Raw genomic sequence first — 18,906 nt, 5'->3', positions numbered from 1 at the left:
GCGTCAGCCGGCGCCGTGCCGGGGGTCGTCGCCGTCGGCGTCGCTCGAGCGGGCCGGATCGGCGGCATCCGTCGGGGGGCCGTTCTTGCCGGGCTTGCCCGGCTTGTCGGTCTTGCCCGGCTTGTCGGTCTTCCCGGGCTTGTCGGTCTTGCCCGGCACATCCGTCGTGCCGGGAAGGTCGCTGTCGGCGAGCGACGGGTAGGGCGGCACCGGGTCGTCGGCCTCGGAGTCGAGCTGCGCAAGCTCCTCCTCGAGGCGGCGGATGCGCTCGTCCTGATCCGAGATCGGGTTGACCGTGCCCACCGTGCCCAGGAACTCGGGATCGTCGTCGGGGGCGCGGCGGGCGGCGGCAGTCTGCTTGCGGGCGCGGCCGATCGTGAACCAGAGGATGCCGCCGAGCACCGGCAGCACCACGATGATGAGGATCCACACGCCCCGCGACACGCCGCGATGACGGTGGGGCGGCTGCACTGCGCAATCCACGATGCTGACGACGTAGAACACGAGCGCGAGCACCGCCAGGACCAGCAGCACGCGAGGCATAGGGATCAGTCTAGGCGCGCGGCGATGCGGGTGTCCTCGTCGAGCGCGGACTGTGAGGGAGCGCACAGCAGCCGCGACCTAGAATCGCTGGTGTGAAGTTGCCGCCCGTGCTCGTCTACACCGTCCTGCGGCTGCTGGCCTTCTTCGTCCCGCTCGGGCTGTTCATGCTGCTGCCGATCTTTCGGCAGAACTGGGTGCTCGCCGTGCTGTTCGCGGCGATCATCGGCCTGGCCCTGTCGATCCTGTTCCTGCGGCGCCCGCTCGATGCCGTCACCGAAGAGATCGCCGAGCGCCGGGCCCGCCGCGTCCGCGAGGACCGGCAGCGTGACGAAGACGTCGAAGATGCCGACGCGGATGCTGCGGCGGCCGAGAGCCACGCCGACCGCTCCGCGGAGGGCGCGGCATCCGACGTTCGTGACGCGTCAGCCGATGAACGCCCAGGCGAGCAGCGCTGAGTACGCCAGCGACGTCACCGACGTGAGCGCGAGCGCGACGACCAGCTCACGGGGCGCGCGGTAGGTCCACACGATCAGCAGCGCCGGGGCGCCGGCGAGCAGCGCGAGCATCACGAGCCAGGCGATCGGATAGAACAGCGCCAGGTAGGCCGCGATGCCGAACGGCGCGAGCAGGCACAGCGTGAACAGCGCCTGTGTCGCGCGCCGGCCGATGAGCGTGCTGAGGGTGCGCTTGCCGACGGCGCGGTCCTGATCGATGTCGCGCAGGTTGTTGGCCAGCAGCACCGCGACGGCCAGCAGGCCCACGGCGACGGCGGCGAACCACGCCTCCTGCGGCAGCGACCGCACCTGCACCCAGGTGGTGCCGAGCGTGGCGACCAGCCCGAAGAACACGAACACGAACACCTCGCCCAGGGCCATGTAGCCGTAGGGCCGCTTGCCGCCGGTGTAGAACCAGGCGGCGACGATCGCCGCAGCGCCCACGAGCAGCAGCCACCACTCCTGCGTGCGGATGACGATAGCCAGGCCGGCGACCGCGGCGAGCGCGAAGAACACCAGCGCCACGATCAGCACGGTGTGCGGGCGGGCCTTGCCCAACGCGGTCAGCCGGGCGGGACCGACACGCTCGTCATCGGTGCCGCGGATGCCGTCGGAGTAGTCGTTCGCGTAGTTGACCCCGATCTGCAGCAGCACCGCGACCGCGAGGCAGGCCAGCGCGAGCGCCCAGTGGAACAGTCCGTCGACGAGCACAGCGGCGCCGGTGCCGGCGATGACGGGCGAGACCGCGAGCGGCAGGGTGCGCAGCCGCGCCGCATCGATCCAGTCGCCGGCGGTGGCCGGGGCGACGGGGGCGGCGCGAGGAGTGCGGGTGCGGGGTCCTGCCGGATGCCCTCCCGTGCGCTTGGTCGAGCCGGAGTGCTTGCGGTGTCGGGAACGGGCTGCCACGAGGCTCCATCCTAGGCCGGGCGGGGCGGGTGCCCCGCGGGCGCCGCACCCGTGGGGTCATGCGTCCCGCATCCCGGCGACCGCACCGAACTTGGTCGCTCTGGCCGCCCGAGAAACCACCGTTCGCGCGAAACCACCCGCATCGCGTGGTGTCTCGCGCGATTTGTGGTTTCTCGCAGGGTGGGCGAGCCGCGAACCGCGAACCGCGCCACCGTCGTATCCGCTCCCACTCAGCCTCGGCGCCAGTCGTCCGACTCGAGGTGCGAGCCGGCCTGGGGGCCCATCTGCAGCATCCCGCCGTCGACGACGTACGACGCTCCCGTCACGTAGGCGGCTTCGGCAGAGGCGAGGAACGCGACGACGGCGGCGACCTCGCGGGCATCGCCCGGACGACCGAGAGGCACGCCCGGCCGGTCTTTGCTCCGCGGGTCCTCGTCCGCCTGGCCGGTCATGGGAGTCGCGATCTCGCCGGGGGCGACCGTATTGGCCGTGATCCCTTCGCGTCCGAGCTCCAGGGCCACCGTCTTCATGAGGCCGCCGAGACCGTGCTTGGCAGCGTCGTAGGCGGCCGCACCGACCCGCGGCTGGTGCTCGTGCACGCTTGTGATCGCGATGAGCCGGCCCCCGCCGCCGCCGAGCATGTGTCGCGCGGCGCGCTGCAGGCAGATGAACGCCGCCTCGAGATCGACGCTCACGGTGTGGCGCCACTGATCCAGCGCCAGGTCGAGGAACGGCGCGTTGTCGCCCGTGCCGGCATTGTTGACGAAGACATCGAGCCCGCCGAGCTCGGCCGCGAGGTCGTCGACGACATCGCCGCACGCCGGGATGTCGGTGGCGTCGAGGCGTCGCACCACGGCCATTCGACCGAGCGCCTCCACTTCGCGCGCCGTATCGCGCGCGCCGTCCTCGTCGGAGTGCCAGGTGATTCCGACGTCCATGCCGGCCGCGGCCAGCGCGACCGCCGTCGCCTTGCCGATGCCCGAGTCGGAGCCGGTCACGATCGCGCGGGTGGGGTGAAAGGTCATGGCCCGAGGATCGACTTCACGAGCACGCAGCGGGACGGGGTTGACAGCGACGGGCAGCTTCTCCCCGGCCCGCCGCCGCCCCACTCACCCGGTGCGACGCATCGAGCGGATGCCGACGGCCAGACCCACGGCCGCGAGCGCCAGCGCGGCTACCCATCCCCAGAGCACCGTCACGTCGCCGAAGTCGCCGGCGAACAGCGCCCGCTCGGCCTGCACGACCCAGTTGACGGGGTTGACGGTCGAGACCGCCCGCATCCAGCCCGGAGCGGCATCCAGGGGAAGCAGCATGCCCGACAGGATCAGCAGCGGAAAGATCAGCGTCTGCTGCACGCCCCAGAACAGCCATTCGCGGTTCTTGGTCGCCAGCGCGAGCGAGTACGACAGCGACCCGAGCCCCACGCCGAAGACGGCGAGCAGCGCCACCCCCACCACCAGCCCGGGGGCGTTGATGACGAACCCGAAGGGCCACGCGATCAGCACGATGATCAGCGCCTGCACGACGATCGGGGCGATCTCTTTGAGCGCCCGGCCCACCAGCAGCGACGACCGCGCCAGCGGAGCCACCAGCGTGCGCTCGTGCGAGCCCGTCATCATCTCGTACTGCAGGTTCGACCCCGTGATGCCGGTGCCGAACAGCACGATCATCACCAGCACCCCGGGCACGAACCACTGCAGGGTCTCGGCGGCCGGCGTGCCCGACTGCCCGATCAGCAGCGGCGCGAACAGCCCCAGAAAGATCAGCGGCTGCAGCAGGCTGAAGATCAGCGAGAACGGGTCGCGCAAGAGCGGCTTGAGCTCCCGGTTCAGCACGTTCCACGTGTCACGCGTCACGTTCGGGCGCACCGACGTGTCGCGCCTGGTCTGCGTGGTCATCGGTTCGCTCCCGTCGTCGTGGATGCCGCGGCATCCGCCTGCCCGTCCTGCACCGGCCCCTCGCCCCCGGCGCCCTCCCCCGCCTCGCGGAGGGTGCGGCCGGTGAGGGTGAGGAACACGTCGTCGAGGGTCGGCGGCACGCCGGTGGCCCGCGTCACGCGGATGCCGGAGGCGTCGAGCATTCGCACCACCTCGGGCAGCAGCGCGTCGCCCTCGGGCACCGTGACCCCGAGCGACGCGGAATCCTCGCGCCGCACCTCGCGACCCTCGAGCCCCGCCCGCGCAACCAGACCCTGCAGCAGGGGCTGCGCGGCATCCGCGTCGCCGGCCGAGGCGAACCCGAACGTGAGCACGTCGCCCGCGAGCGTGGCCTTGAGCGCCGGGGCGGTGTCGTCGGCGATGACGCGACCCTTGTCCATCACCATCACGCGCTCGGCGTAGCGGTCGGCCTCGTCGAGGTAGTGGGTGGTGAGAAAGATGGTGGTGCCGTGTTCGCGGCGCAGGGTGAGGATGTGCTCCCACAGGTTGGCGCGGCTCTGCGGGTCGAGCCCGGTCGACGGCTCGTCGAGGAACAGCAGCGGCGGGGCGTGCATGAGGCCCAGCGCGATGTCGAGCCGGCGCTTCTGTCCGCCGCTCAGCCGCTGCACCGTCTGGGTCGCGAACCCGCCCAGGTCGAGCGAGTCGATCAGCTCGTCGGCCCGCCGCACCGACTCGGCGCGCGGGATGCCGTAGAACGCGCCCTGGCTGAGCAGCTCGTCGCGGGTGCGCTGCGAGTAGCTGCCGCTGGTGAGCTGTCCCACGTAGCCGATGCGCGCCCGCACCCCGGCGGGGTCGCTCAGGATGTCGTGGTCGACGACCCGCGCGGACCCCTCGGTGGGCGGCAGCAGCGTCGTGAGCATGCGCAGGCTGGTCGACTTGCCGGCGCCGTTGGGGCCGAGAAACGCGACGAGCTCGCCGCGGTCGACCGAGAACGACAGGTCGGTGACGGCGTCGACGACCTTCTTCTTGACGGTGAATCTCTTGGTGAGGCCACGGGCCTCGATGATCGGTGGTTGCGCCATGATCACAAGCTAGGACCCATTGCGGTCAGTTCGAGTCCGCAAGAGGAGCAGACTGGGGCGCATGGCCGATACGACGAGCCGCGCCCTGTCGCTGCTCAACCTGCTGCAGACGCACCGGCACTGGCCCGGCCGCGAGCTGGCCGCACGCCTGGGCGTGACCGAGCGCACCGTGCGCCGCGACGTGGAGCGCCTGCGTGAACTGGGCTACCGCATCGAGTCCTCCCCCGGGTCGGCCGGCGGATACCGCCTCGAGGCCGGCAGCGCCGTGCCGCCCCTGCTGCTCACCGACGAGGAGGCGGTGGCGATGGCGATCGGGTTGCGGGTCGCGGCGACGCAGCGGCTGGCGGGCGGCCCCGAGACGTCGCTGACGGCGCTGGCCAAGCTCGAGCAGGTGCTGCCGGCGGGGCTGCGCCGCCGTGTCTCGGCGCTGGCCGAGGCCGTGCAGCCCGCCGGGGTGGGCGCGGGCTCGACCGTGTCGCCCCAGGTGCTGGGCGAGCTGGCGCTGGCGTGCCGCGACCACGAGCGCGTGCGCTTCACCTACACCTCGGCCGAGGGCGCCCAGACCCGCCGCCGCGTCGAGCCGCAATCCCTCTCGCCCGCCGACCGCCACTGGTATCTGCTCTGCTGGGACCTCGATCGCGACGACTGGCGCACCTTTCGCGTGGACCGCCTCGCCGGCGTCGAGCACACGCGCGTGCTGTTCGAGCCCCACGCGCTCACCCCCGAGCAGGTGGAGGAGTACATCACGGTCGCGACCGCGTGGGTGCGCACCGAGAACGAGGCGAACGTGGTGATGCGGATGCCGCTCGCGCACATGCGCGCGGCGTTCGGTCAGTGGTCGCAGGGGGCCGAGGCCGCCGGGGAGCACCACACCCGGTGGCCGGTGGGCGGCCGCGACGTGCGCGAGACGATGTATGGCATGTCGTGGATTCCCGCCGGAGTGGCATACACCACCGACCTCGCCGAGCCCGCCCGCTCGGAGCTGCGCGAGCTGGTGGGGCGGATGCTCGAGGCGCTCGACGCCCCGCCGCCGGTTCAGGCCAGCGCGCCCACCGTCTCGCGGGCGGCGGAGGCCTCGAGCCAGTAGAGCACGAGCACGAGCAGCAGCGAGCCGAGCGCCATACTGCCCATCAGCCACGCGAGCGTGCGGTTGCGGCTCGGGGCATCGCCGGGCCGCCGCGCGACGACGAACATGAGCACCCACAGCACGACGACCAGCGCGAGACCGAGGATCGGCACGACGAGCTGCAGGGTGAGGGCGAACGCGAACAGCGCGATCGCGATGACGGCCAGGATGCTGCCGGGGATCAGCCATCGCCGCACGCTGCCCGTCTGCAGCGAGGCCTGGTTCGACCAGTCGGTGGCATCAGGCGTTCGGCGGTCGCGCCGGCGACGGTACGGCGGGGACGGTTCGCTGGATGGGTCGCGCACGGTTGCTGCTCCTTGCGTCGGGTGGTGCCAGCATCCGCGTGTTCGGCCGTCGAGGCCAACGGGGTTGACAGGCGCTCGCGCGCGGCCTCAGGCCGGGTCGCGCGTGGGTCGCGCAACAGACGGACATCTCGGGAAACATCTCGTAAACCGCTCGACACGGTTCTCACTCGCCCGCTAGCGTCGGGGGCATCGCGACGATCCGGGTGGTCCCGGACGCCGGTTCATACCCGGTCGTGGTGCGGGTTCGACTCCCGCCGTCGCGTCTGATTGCGAGGGAATATGTCCCAAACTCGTGAGGATCCAGGGCCGATCAAGCCCGGGCAGTCTCGCAGCTTGCCACGATTCACCCAGCCTTCTCGGTGCGCTGCCGTGGGTCGCTAAGGACTAGTTCACCTATCCCACCGTCCGGGCGATGGTTACGCGAGCGCAGCGGAAGATGGAAGGACGCGGCGCTGCGCTACGCGCCTTTCCTTTCCCAGCTTGCCGTAGGTCGCCCGCCCAGAGCCCGCGAGACAAGATGGTCACTGCGGAGAAGGCGAGCATCTGCTGTGCGCCACTGAGAAGCGCGCACCCTGAAGCGAACTAGCGACCTAGACAGCCACGCACGCAGCGCGTATGGTTGCATTCGTAAGTGAAACCCCGCCGCTCGGATCTTATGGTTTCGCATACCCGAAAGAGGGACGAAATGACTTCCACGCTTCTTACGCGAGGGACTGTGCTCGTCGATGAGGCACTCCAGGAAAGCGCCACCGAAGCGGTTGAGGCTGCTGCCGACGAGAAGATTGTCCGCCTGACGCTGACGACAAGCACAGGGCGCGAAGTGTCACTGGCCCCGGCTGTTGTTGACTTAGTCGCTCATGTGCTTCAACGAGTTGCGCAGGGTGGCGAGCTCACGATGCACACAGTGCCAGAGATCCTCACAACATCCGCTGCAGCTGACTTCCTGGGCGTATCTAGGCCCACTCTCATGAAGCTCATTCGGAACGGCGAGCTTGAGCCAATAATGGTGGGAACGCATCATCGACTCCGCCTCGAGGACGTTGCTGCACTTCGCGCAGAGCGCGAGAAGGCACGACGGATGGCAGTGGCGGAACTGTTGGAACTCGAGGACGACTGATCAAGAATGCGCCAGCTAGTCTGGCGTGGTGCGCACCCCAGTAGCTTTCGTCGACGCGAACATCTTGTTCTCGCGGACTTTGTGCGACTGGCTGTTCCTGTTGCGCCTGGAAACCAATGGCGGCATGTTCGTCTTGTTCAGCTCCGAGGACAGCATTACCGAAACGCTGTACAACCTGCGGAGACGGAACCCGTCGGCAGATGGCAGCCTTACTTCGAATCGGCAACAGTTGCTCCGGAGGAGCCTCGACGACATCCTCGATTCGTTCTCGGGAGATGTCGACTTCCCAGGCTTAGACAAGAACGACCATCATGTGCATGCCGCCGCATTGGAGTGTCACGCGCGCTACCTCATCGCAAACGATCAGGGGTTCGCAGAGATCGAACCTGATCTGTTGCCCTATGAAGCGCATACAGCAGACTCATTCCTCATGCTCATCGCCGCCAATGCCCCGACGGCAGTTGATGCGGTGATCACGCGTCAACTCAGGCACTATGCGGACAAGCCTGCTTCCAAGCCCCTCGATGTCGCTCTAGTGGATGCCGGGTGCCCCCCTGCGTGTCAGGGTTGGGTGAGTCCACCGGTTCATAGCAAGTTCGCCTCGCAGGGCGTTGAAGGATCACTTGTTCAATGAGTTTGAGTTCCCCTGTCGCGCTGCTGGGCGCGGATGATGGAGTGGTGTCCGCTCCCTCGAATCCTGATAGCCCGACCCGGCGGCGTTCGTTCACGCCGGGCCAGAAACTGAAGTACCTGTCGGAGTACGAGACGGCGTGCGAGACGGGCCAGGGCGCCGCGTATCTTCGGCGTGCGGGCTTGTACTCGTCGTTGATCTCGGAGTGGCGCAAGCAACGCGACGCGGGCCTGCTGGAGGGCAAGAAGCCCGGCGAGAAGGTGGGTGCGCCGTCGCGGGAGCAGGCCGAGATCGCCCGGTTGCGGCAGCAGCTCGCGAAGGCGGAGCAGAAGCTCGTCACGACGGAGATGGCGCTTCAGATCATGGGAAAAGCACACGCGCTCTTGGAGCAGATCTCCGAGAGCGCGGACCCCGACGAGCCGCGCAAGAAGCGCTGATGGACGCCTACGTTCAGCTGACCGACGTGGGTGTGTCGACCCGGCAGGCCGCGGTGTTGACTGGGGTGCCGCGAGCGACCGCGGCGCGGGCCGCGGCCCAGGTGAGCAGGCCTGACCCGGAGCCGGCGCAACCGCGTCCGGCGCCGGCGAACCGGCTGACGGACGAGGAACGATCCGTCTTGCTGGCGACATTGAACAGTGACGAGTTCGTCGACAAGCCGCCTTTGCAAGTCTACGCGATCCTCCTCGAACGCGGCGAATACGTCGGGTCGGTCGCGACGATGTATCGGATGCTGCGCGAGAACACGCAGGTGAGGGAACGACGCCGTCTCGCGACGCACCCGCCGAGGAAGGTGCCCGAGCTGATCGCCACAGCACCCGGTCAGGTGTTCTCGTGGGATATCACCAAACTCGCCGGCCCAGTCAAGGGCGTGTATTTCGACGCGTACGTGATGATCGACATCTTCTCCCGCTACATCGTCGGCGCCATGGTGCACACCACCGAGGACGGGCTTCTCGCGAAAGAGATGATGGCTGACGCGTTCGGGCTGCATGGCACCCCGCAGGTGGTGCACTCCGACGGCGGTCCGTCGATGACGTCGAAGACCGTGAAGACGTTCCTGTCCGATCTCGGTATCGTCCGTTCCCGCTCCCGCCCGCACGTGTCCAACGACAATCCGTACTCGGAAGCGCTGTTCAAGACGATGAAGTACCTGCCCGTCTTCCCCGACCGGTTCGTCTCCCTCACCCACGCCCGCCAGTTCCTCGACGAGTTCGCGCACGCCTACAACCACCATCACCGGCATACCGGGATCGGGATGCACACCCCCGCCGATGTCCACTACGGCCACGCCGACGCGATCGACCGTGATCGAGACGCCGCACTCGAGACCGCCCGCCGCGCCCATCCCGAACGCTTCGGCAGCCGCGCGCAGGCGCGACCGAAGATCCTCGACCGAGACCCAGTCGCCTGGATCAACCAGCCACCCGCCGACGAACACCAACTCGCCGCCTAACACCCACCGGTCTCATCCGCCTTGACAAGTTCCGCCCCTGCTTCGCCCAGTGCGTGCGCGAACACTTGAAGCCGATGGCGGAGGGCGCAACCACACACGGAGTCGCCCAGGAGCTCCTGTTGGGTCGGAACACCTAGTCCCTCACCGATCCGGACATGAAAGCGCGCGAGGGTCCACAGGCCGGACTCGGCGCCTCGGAGCCGCATCCGATCGAGCTCTAGTCAAACAACCGATGCTCAATCGACCAAGCGAGTCGGGGTTGGATCCGCACCACGCTATGAAGCACCCGCCGCTCCGCGCGGCTCAGCCGATTCATCGATCCGCCGCAGGCGCGCAATGAGGTCGGTCACCTGGGCGTCGCTGAACAGCGCGTCCGGTCCCTCGGGCGCCACACCGGTGAAGGGGTCCTCGTAGAGCCGCCGCGGGTCGAGATAGCCGGCGATGCTGAGCTGCTCGACGATCAGGTCGACGAAGGCGTGCTGACGATGACCGAAGCCCGCGGCCGAGACGAATTCCGCCAGCGCCTCCTCGGCCGCTGAGCGGTCGAGGCCGACGATCGAGCGGACGAGGCGACCGAGTCCGCCAGCCTCACCGGCCTGAGACCTCAATTGCTCGGCATCCACTCCCCCGACACTGACGAGGATCGACTCGAGCTCCTCCAGGTCGAGCGCGGTGAGCTCCCGCCCGGTGCGGAGCTTGCGCAGCGCCAGGTTGTCACTGTGCGCGTCGAGGAAGCCGAGGACCTTGTCGCGGAACGCGCGGCGGTTGAGGCCGGGCATCACGCGAGAGACGCCGACCTCGCGCTTGTCGGCGACGGTGTCGATGAAGTCGGTGTAGACCGGCGCCTGGCTGGACGTCTCGATCAGCCGCACCAGATCCCGCAGCCGCACACGCACGGTCTCGAGAAGCGTCAGGTCCGCGGCATCCCACCACTCCTGGTCGCCGATCGCCGCTATGAGCGCCGCCTGCTTGTCGACGGCCGGAATACCCCGACGCTCGGCCAGCGCCTGTGCGAGATCGACGACACGGGTCACCACCCCGCGGGGCACAGGACTTCCGTCGGCGACCGCCACCTGCGCCTCGAGCAGCAGCAGATCGAACCGCTTGGCTGCTTCGTCCGGGTCGGATTCGGATGCCGTGGGCAGGCCGGCCAGCTCGGCGGCGGCATCCACGTCTGCCGCACCGAACTCCTGCCATGCCTGCGCCGGCGCGAAGCGATCGACCGCACGCAGGTGCTTGCGCACGAGGAAGTTGTCGCGGTTCATGCCCGCAACGGCGGCGTGCAGCCGCGCGGAGGTCTTGTCTCGCAGTTCGACGGCACCCTCGTCATCCCGCCCCGCCAGCAATCCGAGCAGCCGCAGTCGGGCGAGGAACGTGCGCTCCATCACCGACGGCACCCGTCCGCCCGCTACCTCCGGGATGTCGACGTTGAAGTAGTCGATGTTGCCGCAGACATCGAAGATGATGAAGTCCGCCTTCGGCACACCGGGCCCATACAGGTCGGGCCGCAGGCGCGTTCCGCGCCCGACCATCTGCCAGTACTTGGTCTGCGAGTGCACGGGCTTGAAGAAGACGAGGTTCACGACCTCGGGAATGTCGATGCCGGTGTCGAGCATGTCGACCGAGATGGCGATGTGCGGTTTCTTGCCGGGTGTCGAGAAGTCGTCGATCAGTTTCTGCGCGTACGGGCCCGAGGCGTGGGTGATGATCTCGACGAATTCGCCCCGGAGTTCGGGGAAGTGCGCGTCGAAGCGCTCCTGGATGAACTCGGCGTGCCGCTGGTTCTTGGCGAAGACGATCGTCTTGCCGAGCACGTCACCGCCCGCAACGTAGTGCCCCTCGTCCATGAGCACCTCGAGCACCTTGTCGACGGTGTCCTCGTTGAACAGCCACCGGTTCATCACCGCGGCATCCACCTCGTCGGGGATCTCGCCGTCCTGCCACTCGAGCGCATCCCATTGCTCGCGCTCCGCGTCGCTGAGGTCTGCGTAGCGGATGCCGCGGCTCATGAACCCGAGGTCGATCACCCGCGCGGCCGGGGGCACGAGATAGCCGCCGGCGATCGCGTCGTCGAGTTCGTAGGCGTCGGTCGGAACGCCGTCTTCAAGCTCGAACAGGCGGTAGGTGTTGTGGTCGATGTCGGCACGCGGGGTGGCGGTGAGGCCGACGACGAGTGCGTCGAAGTAGTCGAAGATCTCGCCGTAGCGGTTGTAGATCGAGCGGTGCGCCTCGTCGACGACGATGAGGTCGAAGTAGCCGGGGCCGAAGCGGCGCAGGTCGTCGTCGCCCGCGTCAATCAGGTTCATCACGGTCGGGTAGGTCGAGACGAAGACACGACCCTCGCTGTCGCGGTCGGTGAGCAGGTTGACCGGCGCACTGTCGGGCAGGTGCTCTTTGAAGGCTCCGACAGCCTGGTTCACAAGCGCGGTGCGGTCGGCCAGGAAGAGCACGCGCTTGACCCAGTTCGCGCGCTGCAGCACGTCGACCAGCGCGATCACGGTGCGGGTCTTGCCGGTGCCCGTTGCCATCACGAGCAGTGCACGGCGCCGCTTCTGCTCGAGCGTCTCGCTCACGGCACGGATCGCGCGCAGCTGGTAGGGCCGCTCCACGATCGCCCTGTCGATGTCGATCGTGTTCAGCGGCTTGAGCGTGCTGCGCCGCTGGACGGCGAGCTGCAGTTCGTCCTTCGTCAAGAAGCCCGCGGTCTTGCGGGGCGGGTAGCGTCGGTCATCCCAGTACCAGGCGTCGTAGCCGTTGGTGTAGAAGATGAGCGGCCTCTGCCCGAACTCCTGCTCGAGCGCGTCGGCGTAGACCCTCGCCTGCTCACGGCCCTCCTTCGCGCTCTTGGAGGTGCGCTTGGCTTCGACAACGGCCAACGGTTTGCCGTCGTCACCCCACAGCACGTAGTCGACCTTGCCCCCACCGGAGGGACTCGGGATGCCGGTGACCGACCATTCCCGGTCGCGCGGGTCGTCGAGCTTCCACCCGGCTTCGTGGAGCAGGAGGTCGATGAGTGTCTCTCGAGTCTCCGCCTCAGTGACGGCCGTCGGGTCGGGGATGTGCTGCTCAGCGTTGCGCGCGATATTCGCTGCCTTCACACGCGCCAGTTCGGCGCGCAGTTCCTCGATCTGAGCATTGGCCTCGAGACCGAGGGTTTCGGCTTCCGTCAGTCGCGCACGCGTCGCGTCGAACTCGGCTTGCAATCGCTCGAGATCGGCCCGAGCGCGTCTGACCACGGTCGCGGGGGCCGGGGGCACGAGATCGAACGAGAACGGCGCGGGAGCGGGAGTCGACGGATCGCCGTAGTGGTGGACGAGCCACAGAAAGATGCGGTGCAGCTGCTCGAGGGAACTGCGGGCGCGGGCGAATGGGATGTCGTCGTCCTTGTGCACGGCGTCGTTGCCGATGAGCCGAACGATTCTGAGGCTCCCGGCGACGGTCTCGCCGACGCAGTCGCGGAACGCGGGCTGGCGCGTCAGGTTGGAGAACGAGTCGTCGACGGGGCGGGGCAGGTTCTCGATGGAGTAGATCCACGCCGTGAACAGTTCACCGGCGCGGCGCCCGTACGTGGCCGCCGTCCGAGGATCTGCACGCAGGTAGCTCTCGGCGCGCACAGCGGCCTCACCGAGCTGCGGCCATGCCTGCGCCACGAAGTCGAAGTTTCCCAACGAGCGGCTCCTCCGATCGGAGCCGACGTCCGGCCCCGAACCGATGCTATCCAAGGCGCCGGGAATGCCCTTTCGCGGCGCCGCGGGCTCGCAATATCGGAGGCGATTCGGGAACACCTCAACGCCTTCTACTTTCTGTGCTTGATCTGGCTTTTCGGCCCGTCCAATGTCGGAGGCCCTCGGCAGAATTAGGGGTATGGAAGAGCTCGCCGCCACCCTCGATGAGGTGCAGCGAGCGCTCGGCGAGGCGGTCACGAAAACCTTCCGCGAGGGTGACCTGCGAGCAGTCGACGACGAGTCGGTGCTGTCGCTGGTGGCGCAGGCGGCGGCGGTCGCGCGACTGGTCGATGCGGTGCTCGTCGAGGCGGTCGGTCAGGTGCAAGAGCGGGCGGATGCCGCACCTCGCGCCGAACGGATCACCACGACGCACGGCTGCCGGTCGAAGAAAGAGCTGGTTCAGCGTCTCACTCGCGGTTCGTCGCGTTCCGCGGGTGAGTTGCTGCGAGCCGCCCGCGCGGTCGCGCAACCGATGGCTCTGACGGCGGGCGAGTCACTGCCCGCGCCGTATCCCGCGATGCGCGACGCGCTCGCCGACGGCGACCTCGGGGCCGAGGCGCTCGCCGTCGTCGCCGCGACGCTCGACGCCGCCGACTGCGCCGGCGAGGCACGCCTCGCCGCCGATGAGGAACTCGCGGCATCCGCTCGAGGGGTGGGAAGCGACGGGGGCCCTCCGCCGTGCGTTGACGAGTTGCGCATGCAGGCGCAGGTGTGGGCGATGTACCTCGACCAGGACGGCGCCGAACCGCGCGAGGCGCGTGCGATGCGCAAGCGGGGGTTCAGCCTCGGCGCCTGCCGTGATGGGTCGGTGCCGGTGCGCGGCAATCTGCTGCCAGAGGTCGCGGCGCAGCTCGACACGATCTTCCACGCGATCCTCAACCCCAAGGGCGATGGACCCGAGGCCCCCGCGGGACCGCAGTTCGTCGACGCCGACGCAGACGTCTCCGAGGGCCCCCTCGCGTCCGCGGCCGATACGCGCAGCCGAACCCAGCGGCAGCACGATGCACTGGCGTCGATCCTTTCGGTCGCCGCGCGGTCGGGAGAGCTCCCCACGATCGGCGGGGCCGCTCCGACGCTTGTCGTCTCGGTCACGGTCGACGAGCTGCGATCCGGTCGTGGGCACGCGCACATCGACGGCTGCGATGAACCCGTGTCGGTCGCGGCGGCTCGCCAGGTGGCCTGTGCGGGCGGGGTGCAGCGCGTCATCACCGACAGCACGGGACGCATCCGCGCGATCCACACGCTGGAGCGCGTGTTCGACCAGTACCAGCGCCGGGCGATCGCCCTCCGCGACGGCGGCTGTGTGATCCCGGGCTGTCATGTGCCCGCCGCGTGGTGCGAGATCCACCACGTCGAGGAGCACTCCCGAGGTGGACCGACGCATACCGGCAACGGCGTGCTCCTTTGTTGGCACCATCACCGCACACTCGACTCGAGCGGATGGCGCGTGCGGATGCGCGACGGACTGCCCGAGGTGCGCGGCCCCTCCTGGTGGGACCGGTCCGCGAGCTGGCGAGCGGTCACCCGCTCGCCCATCCGGATGCGACAACGGCTGCGAGCTCGGGCACCGTCCGTGCTTTGAGTGGCAGTGCGAGACGCGATGTCGGAGGCATGGTGTGTCCTGTTCTACTGGCCATCGGCCGGTGGCACGCGCCTGCGGGTGCGTGTCCTCTGCGAACCGAAAGGTCCTGTCATGTCTGACAGCAGCAACAACCCGTCCGCGACGCCCGCCGATTCGGCGGTGAAGGATGCCCCGGCCGCCGCGGCGCCGAAGCGGCCCTGGTACAAGCGCAAGGCGATCGTGATCCCGCTCGCGGTGGTCGCCGGGATCATCGTGATCTCGGGGATCGGCGGCGCGGTGAGCGGCGGTGACGACGGCCAGACGGTCGCCGATCCGTCGCCCGTCGTGCAGCCGGACGAGTCGACGGTGGTCGAGGACGAGCCCGAACCCGAACCGGTGATGGTCGCGGTGCCGGACGTCGTCGGGATGGACGGCGCGACCGCGCGCGCCACCCTCGAGGACCTGGGCATCGAGGTGTCGTACGACGGCGACGACACCATGCCCGTCATCGCGCAGGACGTCGCCGAGGGCACCGAGGTCGAGGAGGGTTCGACGATCACCCTGACTCTCGAAGAGAAGCCGCAGCTGACCCTCGGCCAGGAGAACGCCATCCGCTCGGCTCAGTCCTACCTCGACTTCAGCGCGTTCTCGCGCGCCGGGCTGTTCGATCAGCTCACGAGCGAATACGGCGAAGGCTTCGAAGCCGCCGACGCTGAGTTCGCTCTGGCCCACCTCGAGGAGAACGGGCTCGTCGATTGGGATGCCGAGGCCGTCGAGTCAGCCGAGTCGTACCTGGAGTTCTCGTCGTTCTCGCGGCAGGGGCTGTACGAGCAGCTGACCAGTGAGTACGGCGAGAGCTTCACCGCCGAGCAGGCGGAACACGCGCTCGACGCCGTCGGCTACTGAGCCCGAGGACGACTGAGACCGCGGCGGCGGGCACCTTGGGGGGAAGGCCCGCCGCCGCTTCGGTACCGGTCCGCGCGGCTCTGCCATGTCGGTGTCTCGTGATCTACTCTTGGCAACACAGAGAGGACCTGTCCGATGGCACCCGTGATTGAACTCACCACCGAGCAGCTGACTGCTCGGCGCGACGAGCTGCTCGGCGCTCTCCACCTCGCGTCCTACGACGAGTTCCGTGAGCGCGCCGATGCGGGAATCCTGACCGACCGCGAGTGGGCGCATCGAAACGAGCTCGACTCCCTCGCCTATCTGCTCGGCGAGGACGATCTCACCGACTGAATACCGTGCTGGGACAGGCGCAGGATTTCGCTGCACGTATGGAGGACACGATTGCGCGCACACTCCCCGGCCCGGTTTCGGTGCGAGCGATACTGCACCCGCGGAACGGACGTGTGCGCGTCTCCCCGGTCGACCCATCGGACCCAATCAACGAGGTGACGCTCCCCTTAACTGGCGACGGGGTACGTCTCGCCGACTGGTCATTCGTCATGTTCGCGGAGGCATCATCCGACGGATTCCTGAAGGTCGACCAGCTCCGTCTCTGGATGACACCCGCATTCGATGAGTCACCCGTCGTGCGACTCGAGTATGAGAATCGCTCTACCAAGCCGCCGGTATCCCATTGGCAATTCCACGCTGAGCGCGGTGCACTGTCATTCATGCTGGCGAGAACCCGGCAGGACGGCAAGCACGAGGGCGTACCGATGTCGCTGTCAGCCCTTCATTTTCCGACGGGTGGGCGACGCTTCCGCCCAGGCATTGAGGACTTCATCCAGTTTCTCGTCCAGGAATGCGGGTTCGATTCGATGCAGGGCTGGCGGCGTGTGCTCGAAGACAGCCGGGAGCTGGGCCGTCGCTTTCAGGTTCGCACCATCGCGCGTGATTATCCGGCGGAAGTTGCGGAGGTTCTTCGTGAGAACGGCTGGAGCGTGCAGCCTCCCTCCGACTTCGACGGATGGGAAGCGACGCAGGCCCTCCGCGAGTTCTGACATTGGCTCGCGGAGGCGGGACGGTGACGCCCTTGTGAACTCTCGTCGGTGAGGAATAGCTTGTTCGGCTTGCCGCTCATAGCTCTCCACGGAAGGCGCGGTGCTGGAGGGACGTGAAGAGACCGTCGAGGCCTGCCGCACGTACAATGACTGAATTCTCGACGCGTCGCAGTTCACGTACTTGCTCTACGAATTGCTCCTGGACGTTGCGCGGAGCGACGGTCACCGGAATCGAAAGGTAATCACGCTGACCGATGTTCTTCATCGCACCACCGCTACCAGACGCCCGGCGAGATACTTGGCGACGGAAGTCCGGGGCCGAGATTACTGCCTGAAGGTAGATCGGATCGATATCCTTGACGGCTACGCGCCAAAGCTTGTCGGGGAGCACTCTTGGTTCCGACGGCTCGCCCCAGACATACGCGCTCGCACCGACCAGCGCTTCGGTGTTGGCGCGCGAGACCAGGAGATCGCCCGCCCGAACGAAGTGCTCAGGTGGCGGCACATACCCGACAGGGAGCGGCTTGGCTTCTTCCTCCCGAAATGCTCCAGACGTCACGGCGCTGATCTTGAGGACTTGGGCACCAGCTTCATGATCGGCGCCGACGATGCTCTTGCCCGAGCTAATTCGCGTGACGAAGTCGCCGAGCAGTCGCTCGGCGCAGTCGCCAGTCCTCGTTGACCGAAGAGCAGCGGCGTTCGCCGCCCTCAGCGCGTCGAGGTAGACCCCCGTGCGCGTGCGGAGAGCGTCGGCCTCGTCGAGGATTGCGGCGATGCGACGCTGCTCGGGGAGGGGTGGGAGGGGGACCTCAAGGCGCCCGAGCGCATCCAGCGATATCGACTTGCGGCGCTCTGCCGTTCCACGGCCAAGACGCGGGTACGACGCTAGTGCGCGCGGGGACTTCAGGAAGCGGATGAGGTACTCAGCGGACACCCGCGACTCATCGATTGAGAACACGGTGTACATCGGACTGATCACGCACCTGGTCGGTGCGATACCGATCGATCCCTCGTCGAGGTGAATGGTCGCGTACGCGAACTGGCCCTTGTCTACGACCTTGTATGTCGAGAGATCGCTAGAGAACACCTGCTTCTTGAAGTATTGGGCAGAGGGCACGAAGCCTGCGCGCTTAGTCACTGAGTACACCGGGAGCTCCGCTGCTCCGGCGCGACCTTGTACTGGCGCGATCAGCTGGTTCAGGGGGACCATGCTCACGCGAGCATCTTCCGCAGCCGCTTCAGACCGTCTTGGATCTCGACCTCGAGTGCATCCAACTCGTCGAGGATCTCGACCGGCGAACGATGCTCGACCTCCTCGATCTCGATCTCCTTGTAGCGGTTCAGGCTGAGGTCGTAGTTGTTGTCGAGGATCTCCTGCTTGGGTATGAGAAAGCTCTGATCCGTGCGCGCCCGGTCCGCCTCCGCCTCCCGGTTCCGCCAGCGGGCGAGGACGTCGGGCAGGTCGTTCGCCTCGATCGGGGTGCGCTTGTCGTCGAGGGTCATGCCGTCGGCACGCACGTCGTAGAACCAGACGTCGTCGGTGCCGCCGGATGAGGTCTTCGTGAAGAGCAGGATCGCGGTAGAGACGCCCGTGTAGGGCTTGAAGGTTCCGCTGGGGAGCTTGATGACGGCATCCAGCTTGTGATCATCGACGAGCATCTTGCGCACCGCCTTGTGCGCGTTGCTCGACCCGAACAGCACCCCCTCGGGCACGATGACGGCGGCGCGGCCGCCATTGCGCAGCATCCGGATCATGAGGACGAGGAAGAGCAGCTCGGTCTTGCGGGTCTTGACGAGCTTCTGCAGGTCCTTCGACACCGTCTCCTGGTCGAGCGACCCGGCGAACGGTGGGTTGGCGAGCACGAGTGTGTAGCGGTCGTCGCCGGGGTGCCCTTCCGAGAGCGAGTCCGCACGCTCGATGGTGGGGTTCTCGACGCCGTGGAGCAGCATGTTCATGCTCGCGATGCGGGCCATCGCGCCATCCGAGTCATAGCCGGTGAACATCGGGCCGTTGAAGTGCGCCCGCGCCCCGGCATCCGCCCACATCTCGGGGTGGTGGTCGCGCAGGTACTCCTCCGCGGCGACGAGGAAGCCGGCGGTGCCGACGGCGGTTATGTGTACGTTCGGTCAGTGTCTC

The 18,906-nt window shown here is 67.9% G+C and carries 18 protein-coding genes and 1 tRNA gene; 10 read left to right on the top strand and 9 right to left on the bottom strand.

Features of this window, described 5'->3' with window-relative positions; genetic code table 11:
* Positions 1 to 3 precede the first annotated feature (3 nt).
* Complete coding sequence (locus M4I32_RS10985) at positions 4 to 543, bottom strand: PLD nuclease N-terminal domain-containing protein (RefSeq protein ID WP_319034508.1); 540 nt, start codon at positions 541 to 543, stop codon at positions 4 to 6.
* A 92-nt stretch (positions 544 to 635) separates the two neighbouring features.
* Between M4I32_RS10985 and M4I32_RS10980 the strand changes: the two genes are divergently transcribed.
* Positions 636 to 998, top strand: coding sequence for a DUF4229 domain-containing protein (locus M4I32_RS10980; protein WP_319034507.1), 363 nt, complete (start codon positions 636 to 638; stop codon positions 996 to 998).
* Here M4I32_RS10980 and M4I32_RS10975 read toward each other — a convergent pair.
* From M4I32_RS10975 to M4I32_RS10960, 4 genes are all read right to left on the bottom strand, one after another.
* Positions 966 to 1,943: a 1,4-dihydroxy-2-naphthoate polyprenyltransferase gene (locus M4I32_RS10975; protein ID WP_319034506.1), complete on the bottom strand. Its 978-nt coding sequence runs from the start codon at positions 1,941 to 1,943 to the stop codon at positions 966 to 968. The two genes, M4I32_RS10980 and M4I32_RS10975, sit on opposite strands and share 33 nt — an antisense overlap.
* Before the next feature lie 230 nt (positions 1,944 to 2,173).
* Complete coding sequence (locus M4I32_RS10970) at positions 2,174 to 2,968, bottom strand: SDR family oxidoreductase (protein WP_319034505.1); 795 nt, start codon at positions 2,966 to 2,968, stop codon at positions 2,174 to 2,176.
* 84 nt (positions 2,969 to 3,052) lie between these two features.
* On the bottom strand, positions 3,053 to 3,841 hold the full coding sequence (locus M4I32_RS10965; protein ID WP_319034504.1) for an ABC transporter permease: 789 nt from the start codon (positions 3,839 to 3,841) through the stop codon (positions 3,053 to 3,055).
* Complete coding sequence (locus M4I32_RS10960) at positions 3,838 to 4,902, bottom strand: ATP-binding cassette domain-containing protein (RefSeq protein ID WP_319034503.1); 1,065 nt, start codon at positions 4,900 to 4,902, stop codon at positions 3,838 to 3,840. Before M4I32_RS10960 ends, M4I32_RS10965 begins: the two co-directional genes overlap by 4 nt.
* Before the next feature lie 61 nt (positions 4,903 to 4,963).
* On the opposite strand from M4I32_RS10960, the gene M4I32_RS10955 reads away from it, so the two are divergent.
* On the top strand, positions 4,964 to 5,989 hold the full coding sequence (locus M4I32_RS10955; RefSeq protein ID WP_319034502.1) for a YafY family protein: 1,026 nt from the start codon (positions 4,964 to 4,966) through the stop codon (positions 5,987 to 5,989).
* Here the strand turns inward: M4I32_RS10955 and M4I32_RS10950 are convergent.
* The gene (locus M4I32_RS10950; protein ID WP_319034501.1) at positions 5,938 to 6,333 is read right to left on the bottom strand and encodes a hypothetical protein; all 396 of its coding nucleotides are present in this window, start codon (positions 6,331 to 6,333) and stop codon (positions 5,938 to 5,940) included. The genes M4I32_RS10955 and M4I32_RS10950 overlap by 52 nt on opposite strands.
* A gap of 190 nt (positions 6,334 to 6,523) precedes the next feature.
* On the opposite strand from M4I32_RS10950, the gene M4I32_RS10945 reads away from it, so the two are divergent.
* The 4 genes from M4I32_RS10945 (at position 6,524) to M4I32_RS10925 (ending at position 9,534) form a co-directional block, all read left to right on the top strand.
* Positions 6,524 to 6,596: transfer RNA gene (locus M4I32_RS10945), tRNA-Met, on the top strand.
* A gap of 422 nt (positions 6,597 to 7,018) precedes the next feature.
* Entirely contained in the window at positions 7,019 to 7,450 is a 432-nt protein-coding gene (locus M4I32_RS10940; RefSeq protein WP_319034500.1) for a helix-turn-helix domain-containing protein, read from the top strand.
* A gap of 28 nt (positions 7,451 to 7,478) precedes the next feature.
* Positions 7,479 to 8,084, top strand: coding sequence for a PIN domain-containing protein (locus M4I32_RS10935; RefSeq protein WP_319034499.1), 606 nt, complete (start codon positions 7,479 to 7,481; stop codon positions 8,082 to 8,084).
* A protein-coding gene (locus tag M4I32_RS10925; RefSeq protein WP_413466813.1) for an IS3 family transposase occupies positions 8,081 to 9,534 on the top strand; the annotation gives its coding sequence in 2 pieces (ribosomal slippage) (positions 8,081 to 8,453 and positions 8,453 to 9,534; 1,455 coding nt in all). The genes M4I32_RS10935 and M4I32_RS10925 overlap by 4 nt, the downstream gene beginning before the upstream one ends.
* A 275-nt stretch (positions 9,535 to 9,809) precedes the next feature.
* Here the strand turns inward: M4I32_RS10925 and M4I32_RS10920 are convergent.
* A complete protein-coding gene (locus M4I32_RS10920; RefSeq protein ID WP_319034496.1) occupies positions 9,810 to 13,202 on the bottom strand; it encodes a DEAD/DEAH box helicase family protein in 3,393 nt (1,130 codons plus the stop codon).
* Positions 13,203 to 13,398: 196 nt separating this feature from the next.
* On the opposite strand from M4I32_RS10920, the gene M4I32_RS10915 reads away from it, so the two are divergent.
* The 4 genes from M4I32_RS10915 (at position 13,399) to M4I32_RS10900 (ending at position 16,769) form a co-directional block, all read left to right on the top strand.
* On the top strand, positions 13,399 to 14,841 hold the full coding sequence (locus M4I32_RS10915) for an HNH endonuclease signature motif containing protein (RefSeq protein ID WP_319034495.1): 1,443 nt from the start codon (positions 13,399 to 13,401) through the stop codon (positions 14,839 to 14,841).
* 111 nt (positions 14,842 to 14,952) lie between these two features.
* Positions 14,953 to 15,726, top strand: a complete 774-nt coding sequence (locus M4I32_RS10910; RefSeq protein WP_319034494.1) for an Ltp family lipoprotein — start codon at positions 14,953 to 14,955, stop codon at positions 15,724 to 15,726.
* A 144-nt stretch (positions 15,727 to 15,870) separates the two neighbouring features.
* On the top strand, positions 15,871 to 16,059 hold the full coding sequence (locus M4I32_RS10905; protein ID WP_319034493.1) for a hypothetical protein: 189 nt from the start codon (positions 15,871 to 15,873) through the stop codon (positions 16,057 to 16,059).
* Positions 16,060 to 16,214: 155 nt separating this feature from the next.
* Complete coding sequence (locus tag M4I32_RS10900; RefSeq protein WP_319034492.1) at positions 16,215 to 16,769, top strand: hypothetical protein; 555 nt, start codon at positions 16,215 to 16,217, stop codon at positions 16,767 to 16,769.
* Positions 16,770 to 16,845: 76 nt separating this feature from the next.
* On the opposite strand, the gene M4I32_RS10895 is transcribed toward M4I32_RS10900, so the two are convergent.
* Together M4I32_RS10895 and M4I32_RS10890 are read right to left on the bottom strand one after the other, a co-directional pair.
* Positions 16,846 to 17,979, bottom strand: a complete 1,134-nt coding sequence (locus tag M4I32_RS10895) for a restriction endonuclease subunit S (protein WP_319034527.1) — start codon at positions 17,977 to 17,979, stop codon at positions 16,846 to 16,848.
* A gap of 2 nt (positions 17,980 to 17,981) precedes the next feature.
* Complete coding sequence (locus tag M4I32_RS10890) at positions 17,982 to 18,884, bottom strand: class I SAM-dependent DNA methyltransferase (protein WP_319034526.1); 903 nt, start codon at positions 18,882 to 18,884, stop codon at positions 17,982 to 17,984.
* Positions 18,885 to 18,906 lie beyond the last annotated feature (22 nt).

The organism is Microbacterium sp. LRZ72 (assembly GCF_033792225.1).
GTDB lineage: Bacteria > Actinomycetota > Actinomycetes > Actinomycetales > Microbacteriaceae > Microbacterium.
Note: the sequence above shows the minus strand (reverse complement) of the source record. Positions and strands in the feature narration are given on the sequence as shown.

Excerpts from the sequence above, each read along its gene's own strand:
- M4I32_RS10915 (WP_319034495.1), top strand. The coding sequence starts at position 13,399 with ATGGAAGAGCTCGCCGCCACCCTCGATGAGGTGCAGCGAGCGCTCGGC.
- M4I32_RS10985 (WP_319034508.1), bottom strand. The coding sequence starts at position 543 with ATGCCTCGCGTGCTGCTGGTCCTGGCGGTGCTCGCGCTCGTGTTCTAC.
- M4I32_RS10910 (WP_319034494.1), top strand. The coding sequence starts at position 14,953 with ATGTCTGACAGCAGCAACAACCCGTCCGCGACGCCCGCCGATTCGGCG.
- M4I32_RS10970 (WP_319034505.1), bottom strand. The coding sequence starts at position 2,968 with ATGACCTTTCACCCCACCCGCGCGATCGTGACCGGCTCCGACTCGGGC.
- M4I32_RS10895 (WP_319034527.1), bottom strand. The coding sequence starts at position 17,979 with ATGGTCCCCCTGAACCAGCTGATCGCGCCAGTACAAGGTCGCGCCGGA.
- M4I32_RS10960 (WP_319034503.1), bottom strand. The coding sequence starts at position 4,902 with ATGGCGCAACCACCGATCATCGAGGCCCGTGGCCTCACCAAGAGATTC.
- M4I32_RS10955 (WP_319034502.1), top strand. The coding sequence starts at position 4,964 with ATGGCCGATACGACGAGCCGCGCCCTGTCGCTGCTCAACCTGCTGCAG.
- M4I32_RS10965 (WP_319034504.1), bottom strand. The coding sequence starts at position 3,841 with ATGACCACGCAGACCAGGCGCGACACGTCGGTGCGCCCGAACGTGACG.
- M4I32_RS10940 (WP_319034500.1), top strand. The coding sequence starts at position 7,019 with ATGACTTCCACGCTTCTTACGCGAGGGACTGTGCTCGTCGATGAGGCA.